Raw genomic sequence first — 15,089 nt, 5'->3', positions numbered from 1 at the left:
AATACGGGTTTAAATATACTTTTGCTAAAATAATAATTTACACCCAGCCAGAGAGGATGAAGAGATTGATTTTAAGCTTAGGTACTGTTTTTCTTATTCAGAAAACACCTGCACAAACACTGGAAAAGATGAACTGGTTCAATGAGCCGGAAAAATGGGAGATCAAAAACAACAGCCTATCAATGACTGTTACTCCGCAAAGTGATTACTGGAGAATTTCCCATTATGGTTTTACGGTGGATGATGCTCCTTTTTATTATACGACTTATGGTGGAGAATTTGAGGCAAAGGTAAAAATCAGCGGGAATTATAAAGCAAGGTTCGACCAGATGGGACTTATGCTGAGAACAGATAAAGAGAATTATATAAAGGCGGGCATTGAATTCGTAGACGGAAAATATAATCTCAGTACTGTAGTTACTCATGGAACAAGTGACTGGAGTGTCATTACGCTGGACAAAACACCTTCCGAAGTCTGGATAAAAGCAGTGAGAAGACTTGACGCAGTGGAAGTTTTTTATTCTTTTGACGATAAAAATTATATAATGATGCGTAATGCTTACTTTCAGGACAATACTCCTGTAATGGTAGGTTTGATGGCTGCCTGTCCTGATGGAAATGGTTTCAGCGCTGTTTTTGAGAACTTCAAAATAAAGCATCTTCCGGATCAGAGAAGACTGAAATGGCTTGAAAACAATAAATAGCGATTGAATTTTTATTCAATATACAGTCAATTTTTATTTACCTCTCTTTTTAAGGGAGGTTTTGTTTTTTTCAGAAGTCTCCTGATATTTTAAATATTATTTAAATAGTATAGAAGCAAAAGGATGAAAGGCATTATTTCACTGTTTATTGATAATAAAACCCACCAGACCTTATTATTATACTTCATTAATTGAATGAATACATGTTAAAATATACTTAATTATAACAAATAATGTGTATAAAATCATTAATTTTACAACCAAAACCAAATCTGTTTAACTACAGGACGCAAAGCACAGAAAAATTTAATGCGAAAAAATTATATTCATTCCCAACACTTAAAAAAACTTCGGCTTGTACATTAATAATATATTTCCGCACTAATCAAACGGAAAACATGGATCATTTATGTTATGAAAGCCCGGGCATTGTTTTTTGTAATTTTGTTTACGAACATTTACAAGCAGCGTCATATTTCCCCATCGTATATTGATGACAATGGATTTCTGCAGAAAACTGCTAAAACCATTGTTATAGACTGCTATGATTTTACACAAAGCCTAGCAGTAATTATCAAAAATAGAATTGTAAACATTGTAAATACAGTGAAAAACAGAATTCTCAATATAATTTGTGGGGACTTTTCGCTGACTGCAATTTACAATAATACCGATGTCACAGCAAAAAGAATCCCTTTTTTATATCATTAAACAAAAACTAACTACAATAACCTTAACGTTGAAAAAAAACTCTTATTAAAAAAGCCAATTTATATGAATGAAAGAATTTTAATTGCTGATGATCACTATGTAGTAAGAGCAGGAACTGCTTTGGTATTAGAGTCTGCCTATCCAAAACTTAAAATAGATTTTGCCGAAAATTATGACCAGGTGAAGGAACATATATCCAATCATGAATATGACCTTCTCCTTCTTGATATTGATATGCCGGGAACACAATATAAGAAAATGATCCCTGAGCTTAAAAGCATACAGGCAAATCTGAAGATTCTTGTCTTTTCAGGGCATGGTAAAGATGTAGCCATACAATATATCCGGGAAGGTGCTGAAGGCTACCTGAATAAGCAAAGCAGCGAAGAAGAGATCAGGGACGCGGTAAGATCTGTTATCCAGAAGGGCTATCATTACCCCAGCGAACTGATTGGGCTTATTATCCAGAATAAAAAGAGTAATCCCGCAGAAAAACTGTCTTCCCGGGAATATGAAATCTTTAAACTTCTGGCTAAAGGATCCGGAAATCTTGAAATCGGAAATAAACTTGACATCCAGATGTCTACTGTAAGCACTTATAAAAAGAGGATCTTTAAAAAACTCAATGTAACCAATATTGCAGAGCTGATCAAGGTACATGAAATGATGCATTAAGGAAAACAGCAGATTAGTGTGAAATTTCCGTACATCCCGCTTTGTTTCTAAGTCTAAATAATTTATCCACTGGAAATAAGGATAATATTCAGACTTTTATAAGATAATTTTATTTTCTTCATTTTTAATTTATATTTGCTTTTTATTTGAGATATAGCCATGATTTATCAGATATGGGAAATAGCTGTAACTGAATATTATAATGATAGCCTTCTTTTAAAATTATCCTTTTCCGGTTAACCGACTTTATAAAATAAATGATGAAAAACCGAAAGTGGTTATAAAATACAACAATCCGAAAACACAAAACATTAAATTGATTTTCCCTGATATTATTTGCTTATGTAGATATTGAAACGAATTTATTGATCCCCGAAACACAGATGCAAAACGTAAAGAAATTAAAAGCTGAAAGAATAGAACTTTACAAAAGAGAACTTATCCATTATTATATTATTCTGATGGCTATTATTCTGTTTGTATTTGCTATGATTTTCACTTTTATTATTCCTGATAAAGTTATGTCCTGGTATCTTTATGGAGGATTATTTCTCATGGTCTACACCTATGTTATCATCCGCAAAAATTATTCGGTGGATATTCTGGTACATACTTATATGATTCTGGCTTCTTTTTACAATTTCTACATTATGCTGGCTTTCTGGAACAATTCTGTAGCAAGTTTTGTCTGGCTGATGCCTATTCCGCTCGCAGCTTATGTATTTTTTTCAAGAAAATGGGCCTTTTTTTATATCATATTTGTGATGCTGAATATCTTTTCCGGTTATATCATTTCTAAAAATTTTAATTTCAATTTTCCTGAGCACAGCCATGAGGATGTTAGAATGACAGATATTTTCCTGGTTATTTCCAATGTAGCAGTTCTTTCCCTCCTTCTCTACTTTAATGATAAAATCCGGCGGGTGGAAATTCAGGGTGAGATAGAAGCAAAGCTGCAGGTAGAAAGTAAGCCGGCAGCATTTTTAACAGAAAAAGACACTTTCTCAGAAGAACTGTTTGGAAAAGTTGAGAATATAATGAAGGAAAAACAGCTTTATAAGGATGTCAGTTTTAACATCTCCAAATTATCTGCAGAAATGGATATCAACAGCGGATATATTTCGAAATCAATACGATATAAAGGCTACCCGAATTTCAGCAATTACCTTAATCTGTACCGGATTAACTGTGTCAAAAAACTTCTTGATGAAAATGATCTGGAGCGTGTAACCTTAATGTATATTTATACTGAAGCCGGTTTTTCAAACCAATCTACCTTTAACAGGGTCTTTAAACAGATTGAAGGTACTACTCCATCCGAATACATCAGCAAGATGCAGCAGTAACAGGTTTAACGACACCTCTTTATCAGCCAAAGCATTTTCAGAACTGAAAAAATATCATGACCTTTACAGGAGTTTAAACTTATAAGAGCCATAGTGCTTTCAACTATAAAATCATGGATCTATCTGAAAAAGCAGAAAAAGGAAGCCGACGTTTCCGGTATATAAAACTTTGTATTTTCTTTTCGGGACTTTCCGTCTTTGCTCAGCTTTATCTTTTTCAGCCGATCCTTCCTACAGTTTCCGAATATTTCAAAACAACCGCCGGAGACAGTTCTCTTCTGGTTTCTTCTTCCACTATCGGTATGGCTGTTGGCCTCCTCTTTTTTGCATTTAAGGCAGACAGCTATTCCAGAAAGAGACTCATGACTTTTTCTCTCGTTTCCTCTGCTGTACTTACTATTATCTCAGCATGGATGCCAAGTCTCAGCCTTCTTATTGCAACCGGTATTTTAAAAGGTTTTGTAGTATCCGGTGTTTCCGCAATAGCACTAGCTTATCTTACTGAAGAAGTACATGTTTCTGTAGTAGGGCTTGCCATAAGCATGTATCTCAGCGGCAATACCATCGGCGGAATGAGCGGGAGAATAGTGGCCACTATCCTGGCAGGTGAATTTGGCTGGAGAAATGCTGTTCTTATTATAGGAATAGAAAGTCTGCTGTTAGGCCTTGTTTTCTGGAAGCTTTTTCCGGAATCCAAGTTTTTCAATCCTCAGGAAACAGATTATTCCCTGAAAGTAAAACAGATGAGAAGATTCCTTACAGATTCTTATATGCTGCGGCTATATTTCATTGCAGCCTTATTGATGGGTTCATTCGTGAGTGTATACAATTATCTTTCCTTCAGACTGGAAGCTCCACCTTTTTCTTTAAGTCATTTTGTAATTGCCTTTATATTTTTAATGTATATTTTCGGGGTATTTGGTACTATGATTACAAGCAGGCTCTTAAAAAGATTCAGCAGTAACTTTATTCTGAAAGCCTCCGTTCTCTTTATGCTTTCCGGCACTGCATTACTACTGTCAGAGAATATTTATGTCATTATTTTAGGCTTAGGATTGTTTACACTTAGTTTTTTTGCTGCTCATACGATGGCCAGCCAAATGACGGCGCTTCATGCAAAGCAGGGAAAATCTTCAGCAACATCTATCTACTGGCTTTTTTATTATTTCGGATCCAGTATTCTGGGAAGCGGCACAGGTTATATTCTGCATGCTTTTTCATGGAATATTTTTATAACCCTGCTTTTATTTTCTGTAGGTATTTCCTTTTTACTTGCTGTAAGGAACAAGGATTAGAAGACACATTTTTTTAAAAACAACAGTACGTACCATATAGATACCACATATGTATAATTAAATTTCTATTATTTTAATAAATTATAGCATAATTTTAACAATACGCCAAGCATTTACGTCTAAAATTAACAAAACATTTAAAAAGAGCCGGAGATTTATTGGAATGCAGGGCATAATATTTGCAATTAAATATTCACCAACACATCTTTCTAATTGACCAACCCATCTTTCTAAACTCAAAATATTATGAATGCAGCAGATCTTAAAATCAGAAACTTAGTTGAATATAAAAACCAGATTTATACTATTTCCGAAATATTTCATGGTGTCAATCATGATTATTTTGTAAAAATTGAAAATGATATCCAAAGTATTTCAGTTCCGGCGGATTCCATCAAACCAATTCAAATAACAGAAGAATGGCTGGAAAAGTTCGGTTTTTTACGAACATACAGTTCGGCACAAAGAATCCGTTATGAAAGACCCGAAACATTTATTAAATATGACATTGATCTAAGTTCAAAAAAAATCCTTGAGGGTTTAAAAATATATGGTAATTCTATTAAATGCAGATATATTCATGAGTTTCAGAATATTTTCTCGTGTCTTTTCGGAAAAGAGCCTGCAACTTCCAGCTTTGGACTATTGAAGACAGAGTCTTAGTTTATTATTTATGTTATCATAAAGAAACCGCTGTAGAAATATAGCGGTTTTTATTTTATCTTTTTTATAACTGCTTCCCCGGTTCTTTTTGGAGCTGATTCTTTTTAGCATTTTCACGTTGCAACTTACGGAAGTCCCATGGTGAAATTGCTTTTTTATCCTGCCACAGGCCCAGCTTTTGATTTTTTGCTGTTTCCTGCATTTTCCCTAAATCAGTATCATCGGAAAAAGAATAATACCACCAGCCATATCCGGCTTTTATAATTTCCGCTGAAAGATATTTTCCTTTGCCATAATATACTTTAGCAACTGAACGCCCATAGCGGTCTTTAGTTGTTTCTGTAAATGTAATCTGCCTCGCAAAAACCTGGTCAGATGTAAATTTTTTGGCATTTTTCCCGAATGGCTGTCTGTTTTCAGGGCAGTCAACTTCCGCTAAGCGAAGTTTCTTTTGTACATTTCCATCCAATAAAACCGTAATAGTGTCTCCGTCTGAAATTCCGATTACTTTGGCTGTTGTTTGTGAGAACAATAAAAAGGGAAAGCATAATAATGCAGAAAGAAGTATTTTCATTACACGAAATTATGTATTTATTTCGAAAACCCGCTACCAGACAGGGTTTTTATTTATTTCATCTTTCGGAAAATCAGGGGTAATGATGTATGGCTGGTTACAGGAAATATTATTTAACTAAAAAGGAGGCTATTTGCCTCCTTTTTTTGTATAAAATGACCATTAAAGGCCAAAGTTAACTTCTTTATATTAATTTGTGTTTTTTTGATGGGTTTTTAAGAAGTTCCTTTAAGGTCATACATACACCTATATTTATTTCATCATTTTTGTGTGTTATAAAATCTACCAATTGTATAATATCCTCATCTTTCATCTGGCTGATTTTATTGGGACAAAGTAACAACATTAAAAGATAAAATTTCTTATAAGTGGCATCGATAATTGTCGATAAACACACAGAATTTTGTCAAATAAAATTGGAAAGAGCAGAAAAGAAAAAAGGAGGTCATTTGCCTCCTTTTTTTAGTATAAAATGACCATTAAAGATTTAGTTAACTTCTTATATTAATTTGTGTTTTTTAATAATTTTTTTTCAAGAAGTTTTTTTAAGGCCATACATACACTTATATTTATTTCATCATTTGTATGTGTCATAAAATTTACCAGTCGTATAATATCTTGGTTAATTCTACTGGAACAAAGTAACAACATTAAAAGATAATATTCCTTATAACTGGCATCGATAATTATCGATAAACACACAGAATTTTGTCAAATAAAATGGAAAGAGCAGAAAAGAAAAAAGGAGGTCATTTGCCTCCTTTTTTTCGTATAAAATGACCATTAAAGATCTAGTTAACTTCTTATATTAATTTGTGTTTTTTAATAATTTTTTTTCAAGAAGTTTCTTTAAGGCCATACATACACTTATATTTATTTCATCATTTGTATGTGTTATAAAATCTACCAGTCATATAATATCTTGGTTAATTTTACTGGGACAAAGTAACAACATTAAAAGATAATATTCCTTATAACTGGCATCGATATATATCTATAAATACACAGATTTTTTACCAGAATTAAAATAGAAATGATGAAAATATCACTAAAGAAAAAAGGAGGCTCGCGCCTCCATTTTTTTCTGTATAATATGACCTACAAAGACCAAGTTAACTTCTCTATATTAATTTGTGTTTTTTTAATAATTTGCTTTCAAGAAGTTCCTTTTAGGCCATGTATACACTTATATTTATCTCATCATTTTTGTGTGTTATAAAATTCACCACCTGCATTAAATCTGCACCTTTATTTGGTTAATTTTATTAGGGCAAAGTAACAACATTGTAAGATAAAATTCTTTATAAAACACATAGATATATATCGATGACGGCATAGATATTTATCCATAAATATTAAAAAGGAGGCTATTTGCCTCCTTTTTCTTGTATAAATGACCTGTAAGATCAAGTTAACTTCTTTATATTGATTTGTGTTTTTTTAATGGGTTTTCAAGAAGTTCCTTTAAGGTCAATACACTTATTATCTCATCATTTTTGTGTGTTATAAAATCTACCAATTGTATACACATCCACATCTTTCATCTGGCTGATTTTATTGGGACAAAGTAACGACATTGCAAGATAACAGTCCTCATAATTGGGATCGATATATGTCGACAAATACACAGATATTTAACGGAAAAGAAATAGAAATAATGAAAATATCACTAAAGAAAAAGGAGGCTCGCGCCTCCATTTTTTTCTGTATAATATGACCTACAAAGACCAAGTTAACTTCTCTATATTAATTTGTGTTTTTTTAATAATTTGCTTTCGAGAAGTTCCTTTTAGGCCAAGCATACACTTATATTTATCTCATCTTTGTGTGTTATAAAACTTACCATCTGCATTAAATCTGCATCTTTATTTGGTTAATTTTATTAGGACAAAGTAACAACATTGTAAGATAAAATTCTTTATAAAACACATAGATATATATCGATAAAACTATAGATGTTTATCGATGAAAACTTCGGAAATGAGGATGCGAGGAACGGATCTTAAAAAATCCTATATTTTATGGTGGGTATTAATAATATCAATAAGCTCGACAAGGTTTTCTATTTTCAACTTATCAAAAATGTTTTTCTTGATTGTACTGACAGTATTTTGCTTTATATCCAGATCATTTGCAATTTCCAGATTTCCATGTCCTTCCGCATACATTTCTGCAATTTGCAATTCTCTTTTGGTTAAACGGCTAAGTGGGTTAATCAGGTCGGGATTTTGGACCATCTGAAGCATTAAGTTTCGGGAAAGGGGTGAAAAGTATTCTCCTTTGTGTACAATATCAGAAACAGCCTGTCTTATTTGTTCTTCTTCACTTAATTTACTTACATATCCACTGGCTCCGGCTTTAATAAATTTAAGCACATACAGCTCTTCTTCAAGCCCCGTGAAAACAAGAATTTTAATATCCGGATTTGCCTTTTTCATTTGTGGCAAAACATGCAGACTGTTTCCATCCGGGAAATGGGCATCGATTATGGCTATATCTACTCCTTTTGACTGGATTAGCTCTACAACCTGCAGCAAAGATGAAGTGTGATATACTTTAGCATTTGGAACAATTTCATCAACCACGATTTCCATTCCCTGGCGTACAATGCTATGATCATCCGCCAAAAGGAATACAATTTCTTTATTTTCAATTGGCACTCCCATTATTTACTGATATTTAAATTGATATTAAATGTTACTTTTGTCCCTTTATGTAATTTGCTTGAAACAGATATTTCACCATCAAACAGTTCTACAATTTCTTTACATAAGTTCAATCCCAGGCCGGCACCAAAATTTTCAATTTTATCTGATACCATTCCCTGATAGTAAGGTTCAAAAATTTTCGCCAAATCAGATTCGGAAATCCCTACCCCGCTATCGCTTACCGTTGTTATCAGAGAAATATTATTTTCGTCTATCTTTTCGGTAGCCATGGCAAGGTCAATCTGTCCATTTTCCGTAAACTTATTGGCATTTCCCAGAATATTCATAAATATCTGGTTCATTTTTATGTTGTCTGAGTTTACCATTACATCCTCAGGTATCCTGTTGGTTACCATAAATTTATTGTTCCTTGTTTCTATATAAGGCGTAATGGCTGTTACAATAGAATCTATTTCATCTTTCAGGTTAAAGGCCACGTTTATAAGTTTCTTTTCAACTTCCTGGTTTTTTGTGTATTCCAGGATTTGCTGTGACTGTATCAGCAAAGTGCTGTTGGTAAACTTTATGGATTTCAGATAGTCCTTTGTAGTTTCATCCTTTGAGGTTCTGTTGATTTTATCAATAAAAATATTGATAATTTTCAAAGGCGACATCAGCTCGTGGCTCAGCATTCCCAATATTCTGTTTTTGAAATTAAGGTTCTTTTTAATCTCTTTATTTGCAGCATTAAGCTTTGTTTCGTAGATGAATGCCAATCTCGTAAAGTACATGATCAGGATTGACACTATGAACATTAAGATCATTAATCCAAGTACGAGATATGTCCTGATTTTATTATTATTTGAGCTCTGCTCGTTGTATTCTTTTTCCAGTTCAGATTTAAAATCTTTAATGGCTTTTTCATAAACATTGATAAGCCTGTTGCTGTAAACCAATAACTTACTGAAATTACCATAAAATTTAATGTTTTCACGCTGATTCTGAGCTGTAGACAACTGATTCTGAACTGTTGTACGCTGAATTTTTTTAATTTCAGTTGTATAATGCTTATCCATAGCATTTACCAGACTGTCCATCCTTACTTTTATTTTAGAAAGATTGGCCTGTTTTTTATTATTCATGGTAATAACAGTGCTTTCTTTCTGCACGTTTACCTTACCTGATATAGCGTCTCTTAAACGTCCCATCAAGCCTTTTTTCTTAACGGTATCAGAATAGGTCTGAGTCTGTATGTTCAGGTCTTCAAAATCATCATTATTCTTATATTTCTCCAGTTCAAAATGCTGATCCTCGATCTTTTTTACAGGAGGATTCCGGGAGGTCAGATATACAGAGTCTATAATGGTTTTAAGCTTTACAATTTTCAGGGTATCTTTTTTCTGCTGGGCCAGCCTGTTTTTCAATCCTGGATTTATATTTCCATAATCGTTTATTTTTTCGAAATTGTTATTAAGCTTTTTAAGAGATTCAAAGTATAATTTCAGATCTTTATCGTCCTGGCTGATGATGTACTTCTGAAAATAATTCTGTGCATCCATGAAATCTTTTCTCGAGTTATCTGTTAACCCGCCCAGCATCCTGCTTTCATCCAGTTGGTCCTTGATAAATTTCAGTTTCTTTTCATTGACAAATTCGTTATAAAAAAATATGGCTATGATAACCTGTATTAATAATATACACGCGATCAATGAATAATGAACAATCTTTCTCAATTTAAAATTTAAGAATTTATATTTCATATCTGTTTATCAGCTAAATTAATTTTCTGATTATTTAAGTCTTTCTGGTTTTAGTTTTTTAAATGATATAATCACATTACCAAAAGCTTAGTAATTATCATATACCATTCCAATGGCAAAGTTAAAGTAATTTTTGTCTATTTTTAATAGTAAATATCCGATAAATATTAGGAATTTAATTCTGTCTCAAATCACGAAAACCTAACAAAATTCCAAGATTTCACTCAACGCAGGTATTTTTTTTGATCCAAACATAGATATTGGAAACAATAAAGGTTAGTTTTTTCTAAGTTCATAATTTTTCTTTTAATTAAAAATAGTTCTAAGTTTCTATTTTATACTGAAGTTTAACAGAGTTTCATTATTCTCTGAAATAAAATCAATCTCAGGTTCTATGCTAAAAGAGCGCCATATTATCTTAATCCGGAATATTTTTTTAACTTAACATTAAATTTCCATCATGAAAAGCTTAACATTCTTATTTTTTTTATGTTGTTTTTCTTATGCTGCGGCACAAAAACAATACAGCCTGGAACTCAATTTTCTAACTGACAGCAATGAACAGGCTTCTGATGTTCAGGTAACTTTTATTAAAGAAACCCAAGACGATGCGGTTATCATTAATAAAGTAAATACAGATAAAAAAGGTGTTTTAAAATTAAAACTTACTGACGACTATTTTGATAAAAACGGCTCACTGATTATCCAGGCTTATTATCATAATCAGAAGGCCTATTATCTTGATTATTACGAGAAAGTTTCAAAAAAACAATTTCCTTTCAAAAAAACGGTTATACTTGAGCATATTGTCCCGCCGACCCTTGAAGAGATCAACAGTATGAATCCTCCTCCTCCGCCACCGCCCCGAGCTAACTAATTTTGTAACTCAAAAATCTTATAATCATATTACGTTTTATTCATTTTTGCCAAATATTAAAAAAAAACATTTTATCATTATTATTATTACATATTCGATGATAACTTTGTAACAAAATTAAATAAAAGTTTTGTGCAAAAATATATTTCCGTTATTCTTCTTTTCATATTTTCTGTTTTTTATACGCAACAATATAATATTCAGCTATATAACACAGATAACGGATTGCCGCAGAATAGTGTAAAGGATATTATAAAAGACAAATATGGCTTTATATGGCTGACCACTGAGAATGGAATTGTACGATATGACGGAATGAAATTTCTGGTTTATAAAAATCTTCCGCTGAACAGCCAAAGGTTTATGTACTTCTATGGCCATCCTGAAAAAGACAGTATTTTTACTACGGGAGATTACGGAAGAACCGTTCTTATACATCAAAAACTGCCCAAAGTAGCAGACGGGTCAAAAGAAAATTCGAATTTTATATTTAAAGATAATCTCAACTATTTTTTATATTGCTCCAATTACAGCTATACGACATCGCCCGGTATTCATCTTTATTTCCGTCTTCAGGAAGGCACTTATTTTATAAAAGAAAATTCCCTGAAATACATTGACGCCATTTCAAAAAAGGAAGAAAGTCTGAACATAAAAGCAATATATAAGAATACTGCAAGGATATTTGTGATCAATAACTCAGTATTTTTTATTGATTATCAGTCAAAAAACATTCAGAAAATTGAAAAGGGGAAAATTACTGATTATTATAACGAACCTTTACTGACGGATATTAAAAGTAAAATTTACTGGAGCCGGATTAACAATCAGGTTTTTATAGTCAATAAAAACAATATTTACCGCTGCCATTTTGAAGGGAATAAATTCAAAATAGCAAAGGTTGTACAACTTGAGCATATTGCTGAAAACATCATCAGTATTTATTTTGATCATGTTTATAAAAAACTTTATCTCGGAAGCAGTACCAATGGTTTGCAGGTCATCAGCTTTTCAGATTTCACTGCTATCCAAAGGCATTCCTCAAAACCTGAATCTGTTTTTTATACCACTCTACCCTACAGCAATTCTTCGGTAATTACCACTTTCGGAGAAATCTATAATCACAACGGACTTACAGAGGACAAAAGCTTTAAAAGCATTACCCCATTCTTCATGGCTTATGACGAGAAAAAAAATCTTATTGCACGCAAAGCCATCGACCTTATCATATATCAGAAAAAAGAGTCTTATAAGAAAATGGCTATTAAGAAGGATTTCTTTTTAATAGATTTCTTTTTTGATACCAATAGATATTACGCTTTAGAAACCCAACCCAAAAAAGACGGAACTTCGGAATATAAGGGAACTCTTTTGGTATATGAAGACCTGTCTTTCAAAAATGTGAAGAAAAAGTTTTTCTTTAATAATGAGCCGTCCAAATTCCTAAAACTTGACGAGGATCATCTGCTGGTTGGAACCATAAAAGGATTATACAAAGTTTCGCTGAAGACCAATACCATACTCAATTTAAATCCCGGTAATGAGCTATCTGTCCGCAATATTATTAAATCTAAAGACGGTAATGTCTGGATAACCACTTTAGGAAAAGGATTTTACCTGTTAAAAAATGACCGCCTGATCAGAATGCCATACGATGCAAACAACAATATTTCTTCTTCTCATACTATTTTAGAAGATCCGCACGGTTTTTTTTGGATTCCTACAAACAACGGGCTTTACAGGGTTCCTGAAAGTCAGCTGTTGGAATATGTTCAAAATAAAAAATTCAGGGTTAATTATTATCGCTTTTCAAAGGATTCAGGTTTTAAAACCAATGAATTTAATGGTGGCAGCAATATCTGCGGCAACCGATTAGAAAATGGGGAATTTGTACTTCCCTCTTTAAATGGCCTGGTTTTCTTCAATCCGCTGAAAATAAAAAGCTATTATCCCGAAAACATCTACATAGAAAGAGCTGTTGTTGATAAAAAGGAACATTATTTTAACAAAATCCTAAAGCTGAAACCGGAATCCAACCGCATAGATATATTCATTGATGTCCCTTACTATTCTAATCCTGACAACCTTGTCATGGAAGCAAAACTGAGCGGAATGCCCAATGCTAACTGGGAACCTATTGGAAAAGACGGAAAATTTTCTATTTCAAATCTTACTTACGGAAACCATTCTTTTATTGTAAGAATACTGGTTTCCGACAACGGAAAATATATTTATAAAAAGATAAATATTATCATACCGCCTTATTTTTACCAGACTATATGGTTTAAAATATTTATATTTTCCATTGCCCTGCTCCTTTTATACTTTCTGGTAAGGTGGAGAATCAGTTTTCTGAAAAAGAAAAATCATGAGCTGGAAAAAATCATCAGCTCCCGAACGAAAAGCCTCTCCGACACAGTAGAGAAACTGGAGATTACCAAAGTAAAGCTTCATAAAGAAATTGAGCAGCAAAAGAAGCTTATCGGAACTATTACCCACGATATTACAACTCCGGTGAAATTTATTGCACTCACTGCGAAAGAAGCACTGAACAAAAATGGTTTTAGCAAACAGCATAGTGAGAAAATTCTAAGCTCTATTTACAAATCATCTGATCAGCTGTACAATTTCACCATTACCTTAAAAGAGTATGCTGACATCTATACTCTTCACCGATCCGTAAAGACAGAGCTATATTCATTGCATAAGCTTATAGAAGAAAAAAAGGTGCTTTTTAATACCATAGCAGAAAACAATAATACAATTATAATAAATAATGTGGATAAAGCATTATCCGTATGGATCAGTAAAAATATATTGTCTGCAATTGTTCACAATCTGCTGGATAATTCTGTAAAATTTACAAAGAACGGCTCGATAACAATAGAAAGCAAGGTGGAAGGAAATACTGTCATCTTACTGATAACAGATACCGGGATTGGAATGGAAGAAAAGAAAATAGAATATTATACAAAGCTTCAGGATAATATTGAAAATGAAAAACTATTACTGCAGAAATACGGAATGGGCCTTCACCTCGTACTGCAGCTCCTGCAAATGATAGAAGGTAAAATTGTCTTCAGAAAAAATAACCCGGAAGGAACTTCAGTCCAACTGATTTTAATGAATAAAAAAGATGAGTAAGAATATTCTTATTGCCGATGACCACGACATTGTTTTGGTGGGAACAAGCATGATTTTAGAGTCAAAAATACAAGATGTAATTATAGATCAGGCTGAAGATTACCCGGAAGCTCTGGACAAAATTTCCAGGAAGAAATATGATCTTGTTATTTTGGATATCAATATGCCGGAAAGCAAAAATAAAAAAATGATCTCCGAAATTAAAGCACTGGACTCCGATATAAAAATACTGATATTTTCCGCCTATGAAGAAGAGGTAGCAGTACAATATATAAGAGAAGGTGCCAACGGATATATCAGCAAACTAAGTAAATCAGAGGAAATTTCAGACGCCGTAAATACAATATTTTCCGAAGGATTCTATTATCCTCCATCCATTGTACAGCAGTTGCTTCAGGAATCTCCGTTAGATTCTATAAAAAATTTATCCGTAAGGGAATATGAGATCTTTATTTTAATGGTACAGGGTAACGGGAATTTAGAGATATCGAATAAAATGGGGATACAGATGCCTACGATCAGCACTTATAAAAAAAGAATTCATAATAAATTAAAAACCAATAATTTAGCAGATCTCATTAAGCTATACCAAACCTATATTGCCTGATTTCTAATAATCAATATCATAAATCATAGCGTGTAGAAAATTTTCTACACCAGCCTTTATTTTATTCTACGAAACACATTGTTTT

Annotated in this window: 12 protein-coding genes; 8 read left to right on the top strand and 4 right to left on the bottom strand. The window is 32.7% G+C overall.

The genetic code is table 11. The features are described 5' to 3' along the window. Positions 1 to 56: 56 nt before the first annotated feature. The 5 genes from ACQWU4_RS00260 to ACQWU4_RS00240 all read left to right on the top strand — a co-directional run bounded on the left by ACQWU4_RS00260 (position 57) and on the right by ACQWU4_RS00240 (position 5,394). Positions 57 to 704: a DUF1349 domain-containing protein gene (locus tag ACQWU4_RS00260; RefSeq protein ID WP_429933768.1), complete on the top strand. Its 648-nt coding sequence runs from the start codon at positions 57 to 59 to the stop codon at positions 702 to 704. A gap of 774 nt (positions 705 to 1,478) precedes the next feature. Next, positions 1,479 to 2,090, top strand: coding sequence for a response regulator (locus ACQWU4_RS00255; protein ID WP_429933767.1), 612 nt, complete (start codon positions 1,479 to 1,481; stop codon positions 2,088 to 2,090). 383 nt (positions 2,091 to 2,473) lie between these two features. Continuing rightward, positions 2,474 to 3,436, top strand: coding sequence for a helix-turn-helix domain-containing protein (locus ACQWU4_RS00250; RefSeq protein ID WP_429933766.1), 963 nt, complete (start codon positions 2,474 to 2,476; stop codon positions 3,434 to 3,436). Positions 3,437 to 3,549: 113 nt separating this feature from the next. Next, complete coding sequence (locus tag ACQWU4_RS00245; protein ID WP_429933765.1) at positions 3,550 to 4,731, top strand: MFS transporter; 1,182 nt, start codon at positions 3,550 to 3,552, stop codon at positions 4,729 to 4,731. Between the two features lie 246 nt (positions 4,732 to 4,977). After that, a complete protein-coding gene (locus tag ACQWU4_RS00240; RefSeq protein WP_429933764.1) occupies positions 4,978 to 5,394 on the top strand; it encodes a hypothetical protein in 417 nt (138 codons plus the stop codon). A gap of 64 nt (positions 5,395 to 5,458) precedes the next feature. On the opposite strand, the gene ACQWU4_RS00235 is transcribed toward ACQWU4_RS00240, so the two are convergent. The 4 genes from ACQWU4_RS00235 to ACQWU4_RS00220 form a co-directional block, all read right to left on the bottom strand. Then, entirely contained in the window at positions 5,459 to 5,968 is a 510-nt protein-coding gene (locus ACQWU4_RS00235; protein ID WP_429933763.1) for a thermonuclease family protein, read from the bottom strand. Positions 5,969 to 6,152: 184 nt separating this feature from the next. Beyond that, on the bottom strand, positions 6,153 to 6,281 hold the full coding sequence (locus ACQWU4_RS00230; RefSeq protein WP_429933762.1) for a hypothetical protein: 129 nt from the start codon (positions 6,279 to 6,281) through the stop codon (positions 6,153 to 6,155). A gap of 1,699 nt (positions 6,282 to 7,980) precedes the next feature. Continuing rightward, a complete protein-coding gene (locus ACQWU4_RS00225; RefSeq protein WP_429933761.1) occupies positions 7,981 to 8,634 on the bottom strand; it encodes a response regulator in 654 nt (217 codons plus the stop codon). After that, positions 8,634 to 10,349, bottom strand: coding sequence for a sensor histidine kinase (locus tag ACQWU4_RS00220; RefSeq protein ID WP_429933760.1), 1,716 nt, complete (start codon positions 10,347 to 10,349; stop codon positions 8,634 to 8,636). The genes ACQWU4_RS00225 and ACQWU4_RS00220 overlap by 1 nt, the downstream gene beginning before the upstream one ends. 487 nt (positions 10,350 to 10,836) lie before the next feature. Between ACQWU4_RS00220 and ACQWU4_RS00215 the strand changes: the two genes are divergently transcribed. From ACQWU4_RS00215 to ACQWU4_RS00205, 3 genes are all read left to right on the top strand, one after another. Next, the gene (locus ACQWU4_RS00215; RefSeq protein ID WP_429933759.1) at positions 10,837 to 11,253 is read left to right on the top strand and encodes a hypothetical protein; all 417 of its coding nucleotides are present in this window, start codon (positions 10,837 to 10,839) and stop codon (positions 11,251 to 11,253) included. A 132-nt stretch (positions 11,254 to 11,385) separates the two neighbouring features. Continuing rightward, positions 11,386 to 14,397, top strand: a complete 3,012-nt coding sequence (locus ACQWU4_RS00210) for a ligand-binding sensor domain-containing protein (RefSeq protein ID WP_429933758.1) — start codon at positions 11,386 to 11,388, stop codon at positions 14,395 to 14,397. Next, positions 14,390 to 15,004, top strand: a complete 615-nt coding sequence (locus ACQWU4_RS00205; protein ID WP_429933757.1) for a response regulator — start codon at positions 14,390 to 14,392, stop codon at positions 15,002 to 15,004. Before ACQWU4_RS00210 ends, ACQWU4_RS00205 begins: the two co-directional genes overlap by 8 nt. Positions 15,005 to 15,089 lie beyond the last annotated feature (85 nt).

Origin of the sequence: Chryseobacterium sp. MIQD13, from assembly GCF_050496705.1 — a bacterium.
GTDB lineage: Bacteria > Bacteroidota > Bacteroidia > Flavobacteriales > Weeksellaceae > Chryseobacterium.
Note: the sequence above shows the minus strand (reverse complement) of the source record. Positions and strands in the feature narration are given on the sequence as shown.